16 protein-coding genes are annotated in these 13978 nt (G+C 65.9%); 15 read left to right on the top strand and 1 reads right to left on the bottom strand.

The genetic code is table 11. The annotated features are described in order from the left end of the window. The first annotated feature begins 305 nt into the window (after nt 1–305). From rpsL to rpsJ, 5 genes are all read left to right on the top strand, one after another. Entirely contained in the window at nt 306–683 is a 378-nt protein-coding gene (gene rpsL / locus ACWTPI_RS18395; protein WP_006162330.1) for a 30S ribosomal protein S12, read from the top strand. A gap of 224 nt (nt 684–907) precedes the next feature. After that, on the top strand, nt 908–1378 hold the full coding sequence (rpsG, locus tag ACWTPI_RS18390) for a 30S ribosomal protein S7 (RefSeq protein ID WP_017224519.1): 471 nt from the start codon (nt 908–910) through the stop codon (nt 1376–1378). A gap of 117 nt (nt 1379–1495) precedes the next feature. Further along, a complete protein-coding gene (gene fusA, locus ACWTPI_RS18385; protein ID WP_059416023.1) occupies nt 1496–3604 on the top strand; it encodes an elongation factor G in 2109 nt (702 codons plus the stop codon). 81 nt (nt 3605–3685) lie between these two features. Continuing rightward, a complete protein-coding gene (tuf, locus tag ACWTPI_RS18380) occupies nt 3686–4876 on the top strand; it encodes an elongation factor Tu (protein ID WP_020207180.1) in 1191 nt (396 codons plus the stop codon). A 95-nt stretch (nt 4877–4971) separates the two neighbouring features. Continuing rightward, nucleotides 4972–5280, top strand: a complete 309-nt coding sequence (gene rpsJ, locus ACWTPI_RS18375; protein WP_006160488.1) for a 30S ribosomal protein S10 — start codon at nt 4972–4974, stop codon at nt 5278–5280. Between the two features lie 117 nt (nt 5281–5397). Here rpsJ and ACWTPI_RS18370 read toward each other — a convergent pair whose 3' ends face one another. Continuing rightward, nucleotides 5398–6411, bottom strand: a complete 1014-nt coding sequence (locus tag ACWTPI_RS18370; protein ID WP_454732299.1) for an AraC family transcriptional regulator — start codon at nt 6409–6411, stop codon at nt 5398–5400. A gap of 297 nt (nt 6412–6708) precedes the next feature. Between ACWTPI_RS18370 and ACWTPI_RS18365 the strand changes: the two genes are divergently transcribed. The 10 genes from ACWTPI_RS18365 to rplV all read left to right on the top strand — a co-directional run bounded on the left by ACWTPI_RS18365 (nt 6709) and on the right by rplV (nt 13970). Further along, complete coding sequence (locus ACWTPI_RS18365) at nt 6709–7944, top strand: dienelactone hydrolase family protein (RefSeq protein ID WP_454732298.1); 1236 nt, start codon at nt 6709–6711, stop codon at nt 7942–7944. 120 nt (nt 7945–8064) lie between these two features. Beyond that, nucleotides 8065–8853, top strand: a complete 789-nt coding sequence (locus tag ACWTPI_RS18360; protein ID WP_059416017.1) for an SDR family oxidoreductase — start codon at nt 8065–8067, stop codon at nt 8851–8853. A gap of 29 nt (nt 8854–8882) precedes the next feature. Beyond that, complete coding sequence (locus ACWTPI_RS18355) at nt 8883–10124, top strand: styrene monooxygenase/indole monooxygenase family protein (protein ID WP_454732297.1); 1242 nt, start codon at nt 8883–8885, stop codon at nt 10122–10124. A gap of 1 nt (nt 10125) precedes the next feature. Beyond that, entirely contained in the window at nt 10126–10626 is a 501-nt protein-coding gene (locus ACWTPI_RS18350; RefSeq protein ID WP_454732296.1) for a flavin reductase family protein, read from the top strand. 281 nt (nt 10627–10907) lie between these two features. Then, nucleotides 10908–11558 (top strand): 50S ribosomal protein L3, encoded by a 651-nt coding sequence (gene rplC / locus ACWTPI_RS18345; RefSeq protein ID WP_020203858.1) that lies wholly within the window; start codon nt 10908–10910, stop codon nt 11556–11558. A gap of 11 nt (nt 11559–11569) precedes the next feature. Continuing rightward, nucleotides 11570–12190: a 50S ribosomal protein L4 gene (gene rplD / locus ACWTPI_RS18340; protein ID WP_029043793.1), complete on the top strand. Its 621-nt coding sequence runs from the start codon at nt 11570–11572 to the stop codon at nt 12188–12190. Next, nucleotides 12187–12501: a 50S ribosomal protein L23 gene (rplW, locus tag ACWTPI_RS18335; RefSeq protein ID WP_006160473.1), complete on the top strand. Its 315-nt coding sequence runs from the start codon at nt 12187–12189 to the stop codon at nt 12499–12501. The genes rplD and rplW overlap by 4 nt, the downstream gene beginning before the upstream one ends. A gap of 2 nt (nt 12502–12503) precedes the next feature. Continuing rightward, nucleotides 12504–13334 (top strand): 50S ribosomal protein L2, encoded by an 831-nt coding sequence (gene rplB, locus ACWTPI_RS18330; protein WP_020203854.1) that lies wholly within the window; start codon nt 12504–12506, stop codon nt 13332–13334. A 21-nt stretch (nt 13335–13355) separates the two neighbouring features. Next, nucleotides 13356–13631: a 30S ribosomal protein S19 gene (gene rpsS / locus ACWTPI_RS18325; protein ID WP_029043792.1), complete on the top strand. Its 276-nt coding sequence runs from the start codon at nt 13356–13358 to the stop codon at nt 13629–13631. A 9-nt stretch (nt 13632–13640) separates the two neighbouring features. After that, nucleotides 13641–13970, top strand: coding sequence for a 50S ribosomal protein L22 (gene rplV / locus ACWTPI_RS18320; protein ID WP_020203852.1), 330 nt, complete (start codon nt 13641–13643; stop codon nt 13968–13970). The last annotated feature ends 8 nt before the right edge of the window (nt 13971–13978 follow it).

Raw genomic sequence — 13978 nt, 5'->3', positions numbered from 1 at the left:
TTGACCGTTTGCGATTGCCCTGCTAGCATGTCAGATTCGAGTTTTTGGCTTTGGATTTCGCTCGCCTGTCGGATTTGTGGCCTCCGGTCCGCAATCGGCAAGCCTGCCGGGGGATCGACGATGTCTCCGGTGGTGTGGTCGCAGCGGGATCCCCGGCGAGCTCGCGCTCTTTGGCCGTCTGTACTTCCACAGGTCCCGTCTCAAGAGCGCCCGCTCACCTTTCCCGCCCAAAACCCGTCGTTGCCCTTCCGGCCCATTGCTTGTGGCGGAGGGGTGTTTTTCGTAAAACCAAGCTGGATTGAACAATGCCAACTATCAACCAACTGGTTCGCAAGCCGCGCGTCTCTGAAGTCGTCAAGAGCAAGAGCCCGGCGCTTGAGAACTGCCCCCAGCGTCGCGGCGTGTGCACCCGTGTGTACACCACGACGCCGAAGAAGCCGAACTCGGCACTGCGTAAGGTCGCCAAGGTGCGCCTGACCAACGGTTTCGAGGTCATCTCGTACATCGGCGGTGAAGGCCACAACCTGCAGGAACACTCGGTCGTGCTGATCCGCGGCGGCCGTGTGAAGGACTTGCCGGGTGTGCGCTACCACATCGTCCGTGGCTCGCTCGACCTGCAAGGCGTGAAGGATCGCCGCCAGGCTCGTTCGAAGTACGGCGCGAAGCGTCCGAAGGCTGCCTAAGTCAAGGCTTGCAGCCTGGGCCGAGGCCCGAAGCCATAACCGATGGCCTGTGGCGGTTGCGTCATGGTGCTGTCACCAGGCGGCGGTACAACGGAGCGTTTTTCGCGCCGTGCCGTCGAGTAAGTGGTCACCCGGCGAATTTGCCTGAATGGAAGGCAAGCTAGTTGGTGGCCGGAGAGCGGGAAATCTGTGCCGCGCTCTCAACTGAATCTAAAGGAAAGAAGATGCCACGTCGTCGTGAAGTCCCCAAGCGGGAAATTCTGCCTGATCCGAAGTTCGGTAACGTCGAAGTTGCCAAGTTCATGAACGTGCTGATGCTGGACGGCAAGAAGTCGGTTGCCGAACGCATCGTCTACGGCGCGTTCGACCAGATCGAAAAGAAGGCAGGCAAGGCCCCCGTCGAAGTGTTTTCCGTTGCCATCAACAACGTGAAGCCGGTGGTCGAAGTGAAGAGCCGTCGCGTGGGCGGCGCCAACTATCAGGTTCCGGTCGAAGTCCGTCCGTCGCGTCGTTTGGCATTGGCGATGCGTTGGCTGCGCGAGGCCGCGAAAAAACGCAGCGAGAAGTCGATGGCGCTGCGCCTGGCAGGTGAGCTGCTGGAAGCATCGGAAGGCCGCGGCGGCGCGATGAAGAAGCGCGACGAAGTGCACCGCATGGCCGAAGCCAACAAGGCGTTCTCGCACTTCCGCTTCTAAGGCGCGCGGGTTACGTCGTTGGTTGCCGGGCGGGCTGTGTCGCGACACGCTCGCCCGTTTGTGTTACGGGCGCTGGCAATGAGATGCCGGCGCCTCACGGACGAATAGAGGATTAAAGTGGCTCGTAAGACTCCCATTGAGCGCTACCGCAATATCGGTATCTCGGCTCACATTGACGCGGGTAAAACCACCACGACCGAGCGCATCCTGTTCTACACCGGTGTGAACCACAAGATCGGTGAAGTGCATGATGGCGCCGCCACGATGGACTGGATGGAGCAGGAGCAGGAGCGTGGCATCACGATCACCTCCGCTGCGACCACCGCCTTCTGGAAGGGCATGGCCGGCAACTATCCCGAACACCGCTTCAACATCATCGACACCCCGGGCCACGTGGACTTCACCATCGAGGTGGAGCGTTCCATGCGCGTGCTGGACGGCGCGTGCATGGTGTACTGCGCAGTGGGTGGCGTGCAGCCGCAGTCGGAAACCGTCTGGCGCCAGGCCAACAAGTACGGCGTGCCGCGCCTGGCCTTCGTCAACAAGATGGACCGTACCGGCGCGAACTTCTTCAAGGTCTACGACCAGCTGAAGACCCGCCTGAAGGCCAACCCGGTGCCCGTCGTGGTGCCGATCGGCGCTGAAGACGGCTTCCAGGGCGTGGTCGATCTGCTGGAAATGAAGGCGATCATCTGGGACGAAGCCAGCCAGGGCGTGAAGTTCGAATACCAGGACATCCCGGCCGAGCTGCAGGCTACCGCTGAAGAATGGCGCGAGAAGATGGTCGAGTCCGCCGCCGAAGCCAGCGAAGAGCTGATGGAAAAGTACCTGGGCGGCGAAGAGCTGACCCGCGCCGAGATCGTCAAGGCGCTGCGTGACCGTACCATCGCCTGCGAAATCCAGCCGATGCTGTGCGGCACCGCGTTCAAGAACAAGGGCGTGCAGCGCATGCTCGACGCCGTGATCGACTTCCTGCCGTCGCCGGTCGACATCCCGCCGGTCAAGGGCGTGGACGAAAGCGACGACGAGAAGAAGCTCGAGCGCAAGGCCGACGACAGCGAGAAGTTCTCGGCGCTGGCGTTCAAGATCATGACCGACCCGTTCGTCGGCCAGCTGATCTTCTTCCGCGTGTACTCGGGCAAGATCAACTCGGGCGACACCGTGTACAACCCGGTGAAGCAGAAGAAGGAGCGTCTGGGCCGTATTCTGCAGATGCACGCCAACCAGCGCGAAGAAATCAAGGAAGTGCTGGCCGGCGACATCGCCGCCGCGGTGGGCCTGAAGGACGCCACCACGGGCGATACGCTGTGCGATCCGGCTGCCCCGATCGTGCTCGAGCGCATGATCTTCCCGGAGCCGGTGATCTCGCAGGCCGTCGAGCCGAAGACCAAGGCCGACCAGGAAAAGATGGGCATCGCCCTGAACCGCCTGGCCGCCGAAGATCCGTCGTTCCGCGTGCGTACCGATGAAGAATCGGGTCAGACCATCATTTCGGGCATGGGCGAGCTCCACCTCGAAATTCTGGTCGACCGCATGAAGCGCGAATTCGGCGTGGAAGCCAACATCGGCGCGCCGCAGGTGGCCTACCGCGAAACCATTCGCAAGAAGGCCGAGGACGTCGAAGGCAAGTTCGTCAAGCAGTCGGGCGGCCGCGGCCAGTATGGTCACGCCGTGATCACGCTGGAACCGCAAGAGCCGGGCAAGGGCTTCGAATTCATCGACGCCATCAAGGGCGGCGTGATTCCTCGCGAATACATCCCGGCGGTCGAAAAGGGCATCGTCGACACGCTGCCGGCCGGTATCCTGGCTGGCTTCCCCGTGGTGGACGTGAAGGTCACGCTGACGTTCGGTTCGTACCACGACGTGGACTCGAACGAAAACGCGTTCCGCATGGCCGGCTCGATGGCGTTCAAGGACGCCATGCGCAAGGCCAGCCCGGTTCTGCTCGAGCCGATGATGGCCGTGGAAGTGGAAACGCCGGAAGACTACACGGGTACCGTGATGGGCGATCTGTCGTCCCGCCGCGGCATCGTGCAGGGCATGGACGACATGGTGGGCGGCAGCAAGATCATCAAGGCTGAAGTCCCGCTGTCGGAAATGTTCGGTTATTCGACGTCGCTGCGCTCGGCCACGCAAGGCCGCGCCACGTACACCATGGAATTCAAGCACTACGCCGAGGCGCCGAAGAACATCGCCGAAGCGGTGATGGCGGCCAAGGGCAAGTAAGTAAAGCTTAACCGCCGCGCGCGACCCGCGCGGCGGTGCAATGAACTGTATAAAAGACTGCATTCCATTAGGAGCTGAAAAATGGCAAAGGAAAAGTTCGAGCGGACCAAGCCGCACGTGAACGTTGGTACGATCGGTCACGTTGACCACGGCAAGACCACGCTGACGGCAGCGATCGCCACGGTGCTGGCAGCGAAGTTTGGCGGTTCGGCCAAGAAGTACGACGAAATCGACGCAGCGCCGGAAGAAAAGGCACGCGGTATCACCATCAATACCGCCCACGTCGAGTACGAAACGGCCAATCGCCACTACGCGCACGTCGACTGCCCGGGCCACGCCGACTATGTGAAGAACATGATCACGGGTGCCGCCCAGATGGACGGCGCGATCCTGGTGTGCTCGGCCGCCGACGGCCCCATGCCCCAGACCCGCGAGCACATCCTGCTGGCCCGCCAGGTCGGCGTGCCTTACATCATCGTGTTCCTGAACAAGTGCGACATGGTCGACGACGCCGAGCTGCTCGAGCTGGTCGAAATGGAAGTGCGCGAACTGCTCTCGAAGTACGAGTTCCCCGGCGACGACACCCCGATCATCAAGGGTTCGGCCAAGCTGGCGCTCGAAGGCGACAAGGGCGAGCTGGGCGAAGTGGCCATCCTGAACCTGGCCGACGCGCTGGACACCTACATCCCGACGCCGGAACGTGCCGTTGACGGTACCTTCCTGATGCCGGTGGAAGACGTGTTCTCGATCTCGGGCCGCGGCACCGTGGTGACCGGCCGTATCGAACGCGGCATCATCAAGGTCGGCGAGGAAATCGAAATCGTCGGTATCAAGCCGACGGTCAAGACCACCTGCACCGGCGTGGAAATGTTCCGCAAGCTGCTGGACCAGGGTCAGGCCGGCGACAACGTGGGCCTGCTGCTGCGCGGCACGAAGCGCGAAGACGTGGAGCGCGGCCAGGTGCTGTGCAAGCCGGGTTCGATCAAGCCGCACACGCACTTCACCGGCGAGGTCTACATTCTGTCGAAGGACGAAGGCGGCCGTCACACCCCGTTCTTCAACAACTACCGCCCGCAGTTCTATTTCCGCACGACCGACGTGACCGGCTCGATCGAGCTGCCGAAGGACAAGGAAATGGTCATGCCCGGCGACAACGTGTCGATCACGGTCAAGCTGATCGCCCCGATCGCGATGGAAGAAGGTCTGCGCTTCGCCATCCGTGAAGGCGGCCGTACCGTCGGCGCCGGCGTCGTGGCCAAGATCCTCGACTGATAAAAAACTTCCTGGAACTGGCTGGCGGTACAATGCCGCTGGCCTTTTCCCATGTTCCAGGGCGCATGCGCCCATCGCTCTTTTAAGGAAATATCATGCAGAACCAGAAGATCCGTATCCGCCTGAAGGCTTTCGACTATCGCCTGATCGACCAGTCGGCAGCCGAAATCGTGGATACCGCCAAGCGTACCGGCGCGATCGTCAAGGGCCCGGTGCCCCTGCCGACCCGCATCCAGCGCTTCGATATCCTGCGTTCGCCGCACGTCAACAAGACCAGCCGCGATCAGTTCGAGATCCGCACTCACCAGCGCCTGATGGACATCGTCGATCCTACCGACAAGACCGTTGACGCACTGATGAAGCTCGACCTGCCGGCAGGCGTCGACGTCGAAATCAAGGTGTAAAGCCATTCCGCGCAAGGCCGCCCCAGGCGGCCTCGGGCAACGAAAACGGCGAACTTCGGTTCGCCGTTTTTGTTTTTGCGCGCCTCCTCCTCGTACCGCCCCGGCGCGGCCCCTTCCTCATGCCGGCCCGCGCCGCCGCAGCGTCTGTCCCGGCGCTTCGCCGAAGCGCTTGCGGTATTCCATGCTGAACCGTCCCAGGTGGCTGAAGCCCCAGCGCAAGGCCGCCGCCGTGACCGAATCGATGGTCTTGTCGCCGAGCAGGTCGTGCCGCACGCGCTCGAGCCGGACCGCGCGCAGGTAGGCCATCGGGCTGATGCCGCGATGCTCGCGGAAGCCCGCGTACAGCCCGCGCAGGCTGACCCCGGCCACCTCCGCCAGCACGGCGGGCGTGAGCGGTGCGTGGGCATGCGCGTGGATGTATTCCTCGACCCGCCTGACGTGGCGCGGCGCCAGCGGCTTGCCGCGCGCCTGCAGTGCCTCGCTGAGATTGTGCGGCTGCACCGTCAGCAGCGTGCCGATCACCAGCTGCTCGAGCTGGCAGGCGGTCAGCGGATGGCGCGCCGTGTCCGGCGCCTGCGCCAGCAGGTCCGCCAGGTAGTGCATCAACTGGTACCACGCCGCCGCGCGCCGCCACGCCATGCCGAGCTGGAAGCGCAGCGCCTGCCGCGGGGGGTGTCCGAGGTGGGCCGCGCAGACCCGCTCCAGTGCGCTGCGCTCCACGCGCACGATCAACTGGTCGCTGTCGTGGCTCCAGCGCATCCGCACCGGATCGGCGGGCGTGAGCACCGAGGCCGTGTCGCGGTCGGAAACGATCCGCTGCGCGCCGCAGTGGATCTCGGCGCTGCCGCCGACCGGCATCTGCACCAGCAGGAAATCCTCGAGCGGCCCCGGCTCGATGCGCACCTCGGCCCCGTAGGCCAGCCGGTTGAACGACACCGCGCCGAGCGGCGCGTGATGCATGCGCGCGGCCAGCGTCGTGCCGGCAATGGCGAGCCGGTGCGGCTTGAAGACGGCGCCGACCGCGGCGCGCGTGCGGGCGTGGTCAGCCGAGGCGAACACCAGCCTGCTTGGGTCTGACAGCAAGGCACCGGCCAGCGGCTCGGCGGCCGTGGCGGCGGGGGGCTGCGGCATGGTCTCGCTCCTCGGCGTCATGGCGCGCCGTTGCTGAAGGGGCCGCATGGTCGGCGTGGCGCCGCCGCGCAGCGCGCGGCCCGGCGCCCGCGCGGGCCGGCGGACGGATTCCTTCGCACCACTATAGTGGATTGCCGCGCAGCGGCGGCGGCGCGGCGCTTGCCCGGCCCGGCATTTTCCTGCACTAATCGGATAGCCGCTGCAGCCGGCGGCTAGTTTGCTGCGGTGCGGATCGCCCATCATGCAATCCGGCACCGCAGCCCCGCCCCCCCAACCAGACAAGAAGGAGCGCCATTCATGGGCCAGACCATCCAGATCCACGCCGCCGACGGCGGCGGCACGTTCAGCGCCTACCTGGCCACCCCCGCCGCGGGCAAGGGCCCGGGCATCGTGCTGTGCCAGGAAATCTTCGGCGTCAACGCCACCATGCGGGCGGTGGCGGACTACTACGCCGAGGAGGGCTACACGGTGCTGGTGCCGGACCTGTTCTGGCGCATCGCTCCCGGCATCGAGCTGGGCGACCGCGGCGCGGACTTCCAGCGCGCGCTCGGCCTCTACCAGCAGTTCGACGAAGCCGCGGGCGTGCGGGACGTGGGCGCCGCGCTGGCCGCGCTGCGCGCGCGCCCGGAATGCGCGGGACAGACCGGCGTGCTGGGCTTCTGCCTGGGCGGCAAGCTGGCCTATCTCGCCGCCTGCCGCCTGGACGGCGTGGCCTGCGCGGTGGCGTACTACGGCGTGGGCATCGAGCGCGCGCTCGACGAAGCCCGCCATGTGCGCGGCCGCCTGGTGCTGCACGTGGCCGGCAGCGACGGCTTCTGCCCGCCCGAGGCGCAGGCGCGGATCCGCGACGCGCTGGGCGCCCGCGAGAACGTCGAGCTGTACGTCTATCCCGGCGCCGACCATGCGTTCGCGCGCGCCGGCGGCGAGCACTACGACCGCCCCGCCGCGCTGATGGCGCACCAGCGCTCGATCACCGCGCTGCGCGCCGAGATGGGCCCGCACTACGATTTCTCGGCGCTGTGGGACAAGCATTGCGAATACGAATTCGCCACGCGCGACGTCGACGCCACGATGGCGACGATGGTGGCCCAGCCCTACGTCAATCACATCCCGACCATGACCGGCGGCGTGGGCCACGGCCAGCTCAGGCGCTTCTACGCCAACCACTTCGTCCACAGCAACCCGCCCGACACCACGCTGATCCCGCTGTCGCGCACGGTGGGCGCCAGCCAGATCGTCGACGAGCTGCTGTTCTGCTTCACCCATACCTGCGAGATCGACTGGATGCTGCCCGGCGTGCCGCCCACCGGCAAGCGCGTGGAGATCCCGCTGATCGCCATCGTCAAGTTCCGCGGCGACAAGCTCTACCACGAGCACATCTACTGGGACCAGGCCAGCGTGCTGGTGCAGATCGGCAAGCTCGATCCCGCCGGGCTGCCGGTGGCCGGCGTGGAAACGGCGCGCAAGCTGCTCGACGAGACGCTGCCGTCGAACACGCTGATGGCGCGCTGGCGGGAGAGCGAGGGCAAGTAGCCCGCGCGCGCCCGGCATCCCGCCGCGACGCATCCGACGCATCCGGCGTATCCATCGCATAGCAAAGAAAAGGGCGTGCCCGCGCGGCGCGGGCAACGCCTCACATCAGGAGACAACGTCATGAAAGGACTGCAGGACAAGGTCGCCATCGTCAGCGGCGGCGCCACCCTGATCGGGGCCGGCGTGGCCAGGGCCTTCGTACGGGCCGGCACGCGCGTGGCCATTCTCGACATCGACGCGGCCGGCGGCGCGCGCATCGCCGCCGAGCTCGGCGAGCGGGCGCTGTTCGTGCGCACCGACATCACCGACGACGCCCAGGTCGCAGCGGCCGTGGCCGAGGTGTCGCGGCATTTCGGCGGCATCGACTACCTGGTCAACCTCGCCTGCACCTACCTCGACGACGGCTTGCGCTCGACGCGCCGCGACTGGCTTGCCGCGCTCGACGTCAACGTGGTGTCCGGCGCGATGCTGGCGCAGGCCGTGCACGGCGCCATGCGCGCGCGCGGCGGCGGCGCCATCGTCAACTTCACCAGCATCTCGGCCGGCGTGGCGCAGACCGGGCGCTGGCTCTATCCCGCCTCCAAGGCCGCGATCCGCCAGCTCACGCGCAGCATGGCGATGGACCTGGCGCCCGACCGCATCCGCGTCAACGCGGTCTCGCCGGGCTGGACCTGGTGCCGGCTGATGGATGAAGTCAGCGGCGGCGACCGCGCGCGCACCGACCGCGTGGCGGCGGATTTCCACCTGCTCGGCCGCGCCGGCGAGCCGGACGAGGTGGCGCAGGTGGTGCTGTTCCTGTGCTCCGACCACGCCAGCTTCGTCACCGGCGCCGACTACGCCGTGGACGGCGGTTATGGCGCGATGGGGCCGGAGCAGAACGTTCCCGCCATTCCCCGCCTGGCCGGCTGAAGCGACTTGTCCACATCGAGGAGATCGTCATGAGCCAACGCATTGCCATCGTCGGCGCCGGCCAGTCCGGCCTGCAGATGGCCCTCGGCCTGCAGGCCCGGGGCTACCGGGTCACGCTGATGACCAACCGCACGCCGGAGCAGGTGCGCGCGGGCAAGGTCATGTCCAGCCAGTGCATGTTCGACCGCGCGCTGCAGTGCGAGCGCGAACTCGCGCTCGACTGGTGGGGTGATACCTGTCCGCCGGTCGAAGGCATCGGCCTGGCGGTGCCGCATCCCGAGCAGCCCGGCGCGAAGCTGATCGACTGGGCCGCGCGCCTCGAGCGGCCGGCGCAGGCCGTGGACCAGCGCCTGAAGATGCCGGCCTGGATGGAGGCCTTCGCGCAGCGCGGCGGCGACCTGCGCATCGCCGATGCGGGTATCGCCGAACTCGAGGCGCTGGCCGCGGAGCACGACCTGGTGCTGCTTGCCGCCGGCAAGGGCGAGATCGTCAACCGCTTCGAGCGCGACGCCGCGCGCAGCCCGTTCACCGCGCCGCAGCGCGCGCTGGCGCTGACCTACGTGAACGGCATGCGCCCGGGCAGCCCGTTCTCGCGCGTGGCCTTCAACCTGATCCCGGGCGTCGGCGAGTACTTCGTCTTCCCGGCGCTGACGCTGGGCGGGCCCTGCGAGATCATGGTGTTCGAAGGCGTGCCGGGCGGCCCGATGGACCGCTGGGCCGAGGCGCGCACGCCGGAGCAGCACCTCGCCGAGAGCCTGCGCATCCTGCGCACCTGGCTGCCGTGGGAAGCCGAGCGCTGCGAAGCCGTGACGCTGACCGACGAGCAGGGCATCCTGGCCGGGCGCTTCACGCCGACCGTGCGCCGCCCGGTCATGACGCTGCCGTCCGGGCGGCTGGTGTTCGGCATGGCCGACGCGGTGGTCGTCAACGACCCCATCACCGGCCAGGGCTCGAACAATGCCGCCAAATGCTGCAAGGTCTATCTCGACGCCATCGTCGCCCACGGCGAGCGCGCCTTCGACGCCGGCTGGATGGCGCGGACCTTCGCGCGCTACTGGCAATACGCCGGCGACGTGGTCAACTGGACCAACTCGCTGCTCACGCCGCCGCCGCCCCACATCCTGGCCCTGCTCGGCGCGGCCGGGCAGGCGCCGGCACTGGCCGCGCGCATCGCCAACGGCTTCGACAACCCGCCGGACTTCTTCCCGTGGTGGGCCGACGCCGCGGCGTGCCAGCAGATGATCGAGCGGCACCTGCCGCGGGCGGCCTGAGATGGCGGCGGCCGCCACCGGCGACGCGCGCGCGCTGCGGCGCGCCTGCGGGCGCTATGCCACGGGCGTGGCGGTCATCGGCGCGTGCGGCGCCGGCGGCCGTCCGCTCGGCCTGACCGTCAACTCGTTCGCCTCGCTGTCGCTGGCGCCGCCGCTGATCCTGTGGAGCCTGGCCCTGCATTCGCCGAGCGCCGCGCACTTCGCGCCGGGCGCCGCCTTCGGCATCAGCATCCTGCGCGCGGAGCAGGGCGAGCTCGCGCGCCGCTTCGCCACGCCCGCGGCGGACAAGTTCGCCGGCGTCGCGCACCGGCGCTGCCCGCGCGGTGTGCCCTACCTGGCGGACGCGCTGGCCACGCTGGCGTGCCGGGTCGAGCGCGCCGACCCGGTCGGCGACCATCTGCTGATCGTGGGCGCGGTCGAGGGGTTTGAAGCCGGGGAGGGCGAGCCGCTGGTGTTCTATGGCGGCGAATTCGTCCGCATCGGCGACGCCGCGGGCCGCTGAAGCCCCGCATGACGCCGCCATCGGCCGGCAAAAGTAGCGGAAAACGTCACAAAGCAACACGCGGCGCCGCGACGTGCGGCGTCATTCCACGCCGTGCTTGCTCTTTCCAAACCAGTGCGATATAGTGTAAGGCTACCCGTTTGTCTATGGGTAGTGGGCTGGCCGTTTTGGCCGCGCGCCGTCTTCTTTAGCGCAAGCCCGCGCACTGCAAACGCAGTTTGCACACACAGTTTCGTGTATCAATCAGCCCCGGCCAATCGCAGCTGGGAATGGAGCAAACCATGAGCCTTGGCCTTGTAGGTCGCAAGGTTGGCATGACCCGTATTTTCACGGACGACGGTGATTCGATTCCCGTTACCGTGGTCGAGGTCGGCGACAACCGCGTGACGCAAATCAAGACGGACGAGACCGACGGTTATACCGCGGTTCAAGTCACTTTCGGCGCACGCCGCGCCAGTCGCGTCACCAAGCCGCTGGCGGGTCATCTCGCCAAAGCTGGTGTCGAAGCCGGCGAAATCATCCGCGAATTCCGTATCGATGCCGCCAAGGCGGGCGAACTGCAAGCTGGCGGTTCGCTGTCGGTCGACCTGTTCGAAGTCGGTCAGAAGATCGACGTGCAGGGCGTCAGCATCGGTAAGGGCTACGCCGGTACCATCAAGCGCCACCACTTCGCATCCGGTCGTGCCACCCACGGTAACTCGCGTTCGCACAACGTGCCGGGTTCCATCGGTATGGCGCAGGATCCGGGCCGTGTGTTCCCCGGCAAGCGCATGACGGGCCACCTGGGTGACGTCACCCGCACCGTCCAGAACCTGGAAATCGCCAAGATCGACGCAGAGCGCAAGCTGCTGCTGGTCAAGGGCGCGATCCCCGGTTCCAAGGGCGGCAAGGTCATCGTGACCCCGGCCGTCAAGGCCAAAGCCAAAGCTTAAGGAGCGAATCAATGGAACTCAAGCTCCTCCAGGACAATGGCCAAGTCGGCGCGGGCGTTGACGCCTCGCCCGAAGTCTTCGGCCGTGACTACAACGAAGCCCTCGTTCACCAGATCGTCGTCGCTTACCAGGCCAACGCTCGCAGCGGCAACCGTAAGCAGAAGGATCGTGAAGAGGTCAAGCACACGACCAAGAAGCCGTGGCGCCAGAAGGGTACGGGCCGTGCCCGTGCCGGTATGTCTTCCTCGCCGCTGTGGCGCGGGGGCGGCCGCATCTTCCCGAATTCGCCGGAAGAGAACTTCAGCCAGAAGGTCAACAAGAAGATGTTCCGTGCCGGCATGCGCTCGATCTACTCGCAGCTCGCACGTGAAGGTCGTATCAACGTGGTGGACGGTTTCACCGTCGATGCGCCCAAGACCAAGCTCTTGGCCGACAAGTTCAAGGCCATGGGCCTGGACTCGGTGCTGATCATCACCGACAGCCTCGACGAAAACCTCTACCTGGCTTCGCGCAACCTGCCGCACGTGGCAGTTGTCGAGCCGCGCCAGGCTGACCCGCTGTCGCTCGTGCACTACAAGAAGGTGCTGGTGACCAAGGCAGCCGTCGCGCAGATCGAGGAGTTGCTGAAATGACGCAAGTAGCCAAGAACGATCATCGTTTGATGCAGGTGCTGCTCGCGCCGGTGGTTTCCGAAAAGGCAACCCTGGTCGCCGACAAGAACGAACAAGTCGTGTTCGAAGTCGCTCGCGATGCCAACAAGGCAGACGTGAAGGCGGCGGTCGAGCTGCTGTTCAAGGTCGAGGTGCAGTCCGTTCAGATCCTGAACCAAAAGGGCAAGCAAAAGCGCTTTGGCCGCTTCATGGGGCGTCGCAACCACGTGAAGAAGGCTTACGTTTCGCTGAAGCCGGGTCAGGAAATCAATTTTGAAGCGGAGGCCAAGTAATCATGGCACTCGTCAAGACCAAGCCGACGTCCCCGGGCCGTCGCTCGATGGTGAAGGTTGTCAATCCCAACCTGCACAAGGGCGAGCCCCACGCTCCGCTGCTGGAAAAGCAATTCCAGAAGTCGGGCCGCAACAACAACGGTCACATCACCACCCGCCACAAGGGCGGTGGTCATAAGCACCACTACCGCGTGGTCGACTTCAAGCGCAACGACAAGGACGGCATCCCCGCCAAGGTCGAGCGCCTGGAATACGATCCGAACCGCAGCGCCAACATCGCGCTGGTGCTGTTCGCCGATGGCGAGCGCCGCTACATCATCGCCACGAAGGGCATGGTGGCCGGCCAGGCCGTGCTGAACGGCTCGGAAGCGCCGATCAAGGCCGGCAACAACCTGCCGATCCGCAACATTCCGGTCGGCACCACGATCAACAACGTGGAAATGCTGCCCGGCAAGGGTGCCCAGATCGCGCGCGCCGCCGGCGGTTCCGCCGTGCTGCTGGCTCGCGAAGGCATCTACGCCCAGGTGCGCCTGCGCTCCGGCGAAGTGCGCCGCGTGCACATCGAATGCCGCGCCACCATCGGTGAAGTCGGTAACGAAGAGCACAGCCTGCGCGTCATCGGCAAGGCCGGTGCCACCCGCTGGCGCGGTATCCGCCCGACGGTGCGTGGTGTCGTGATGAACCCGGTGGATCACCCGCACGGTGGTGGTGAAGGCAAGACCGCCGCTGGTCGCGATCCGGTTTCGCCGTGGGGTACCCCGGCCAAGGGTTACCGTACCCGCAGCAACAAGCGCACTGCCAGCATGATCGTGCAGAAGCGCCACAAGCGTTAATCGGTAGGTAGGAGCCTAGACATGACACGTTCCGCAAAAAAGGGTCCGTTCTGTGACGCCCACCTGCTGAAAAAGGTGGAAGCGGCTGCAGGCGGCAAGGACAAGAAGCCCATCAAGACTTGGTCGCGTCGCTCGACCATTCTGCCGGAATTCATCGGCCTGACGATCGCCGTTCACAACGGCCGTCAACACGTGCCGGTGTACGTTTCGGAAAACATGGTCGGCCACAAGCTCGGCGAATTTGCGCTCACCCGCACGTTCAAGGGCCACGCGGCTGACAAGAAAGCGAAGAGGTAAGGTGCCATCATGGAAGTGAAAGCGATTCATCGCGGTGCCCGCATCTCCGCCCAGAAAACTCGCCTGGTCGCCGACCAGATCCGCGGTCTGCCGATCGAGCGCGCGCTCAACGTCCTGACGTTCAGCCCGAAAAAGGCTGCCGGGATCGTGAAGAAGGTGGTCGAATCGGCCATCGCCAACGCCGAGCACAACGAAGGCGCCGACATCGACGAACTGAAGGTCAAGACCATCTTCGTCGACAAGGCAACCTCGCTCAAGCGCTTCACGGCACGAGCCAAGGGCCGCGGCAACCGCATCGAGAAACAAACCTGTCACATCACTGTGACGCTCGGCAACTAAGGAGTCAC

The sequence above is a fragment of the Cupriavidus ulmosensis genome, from assembly GCF_977008105.1.
This window is presented reverse-complemented; position numbering and strand designations above follow the sequence as displayed.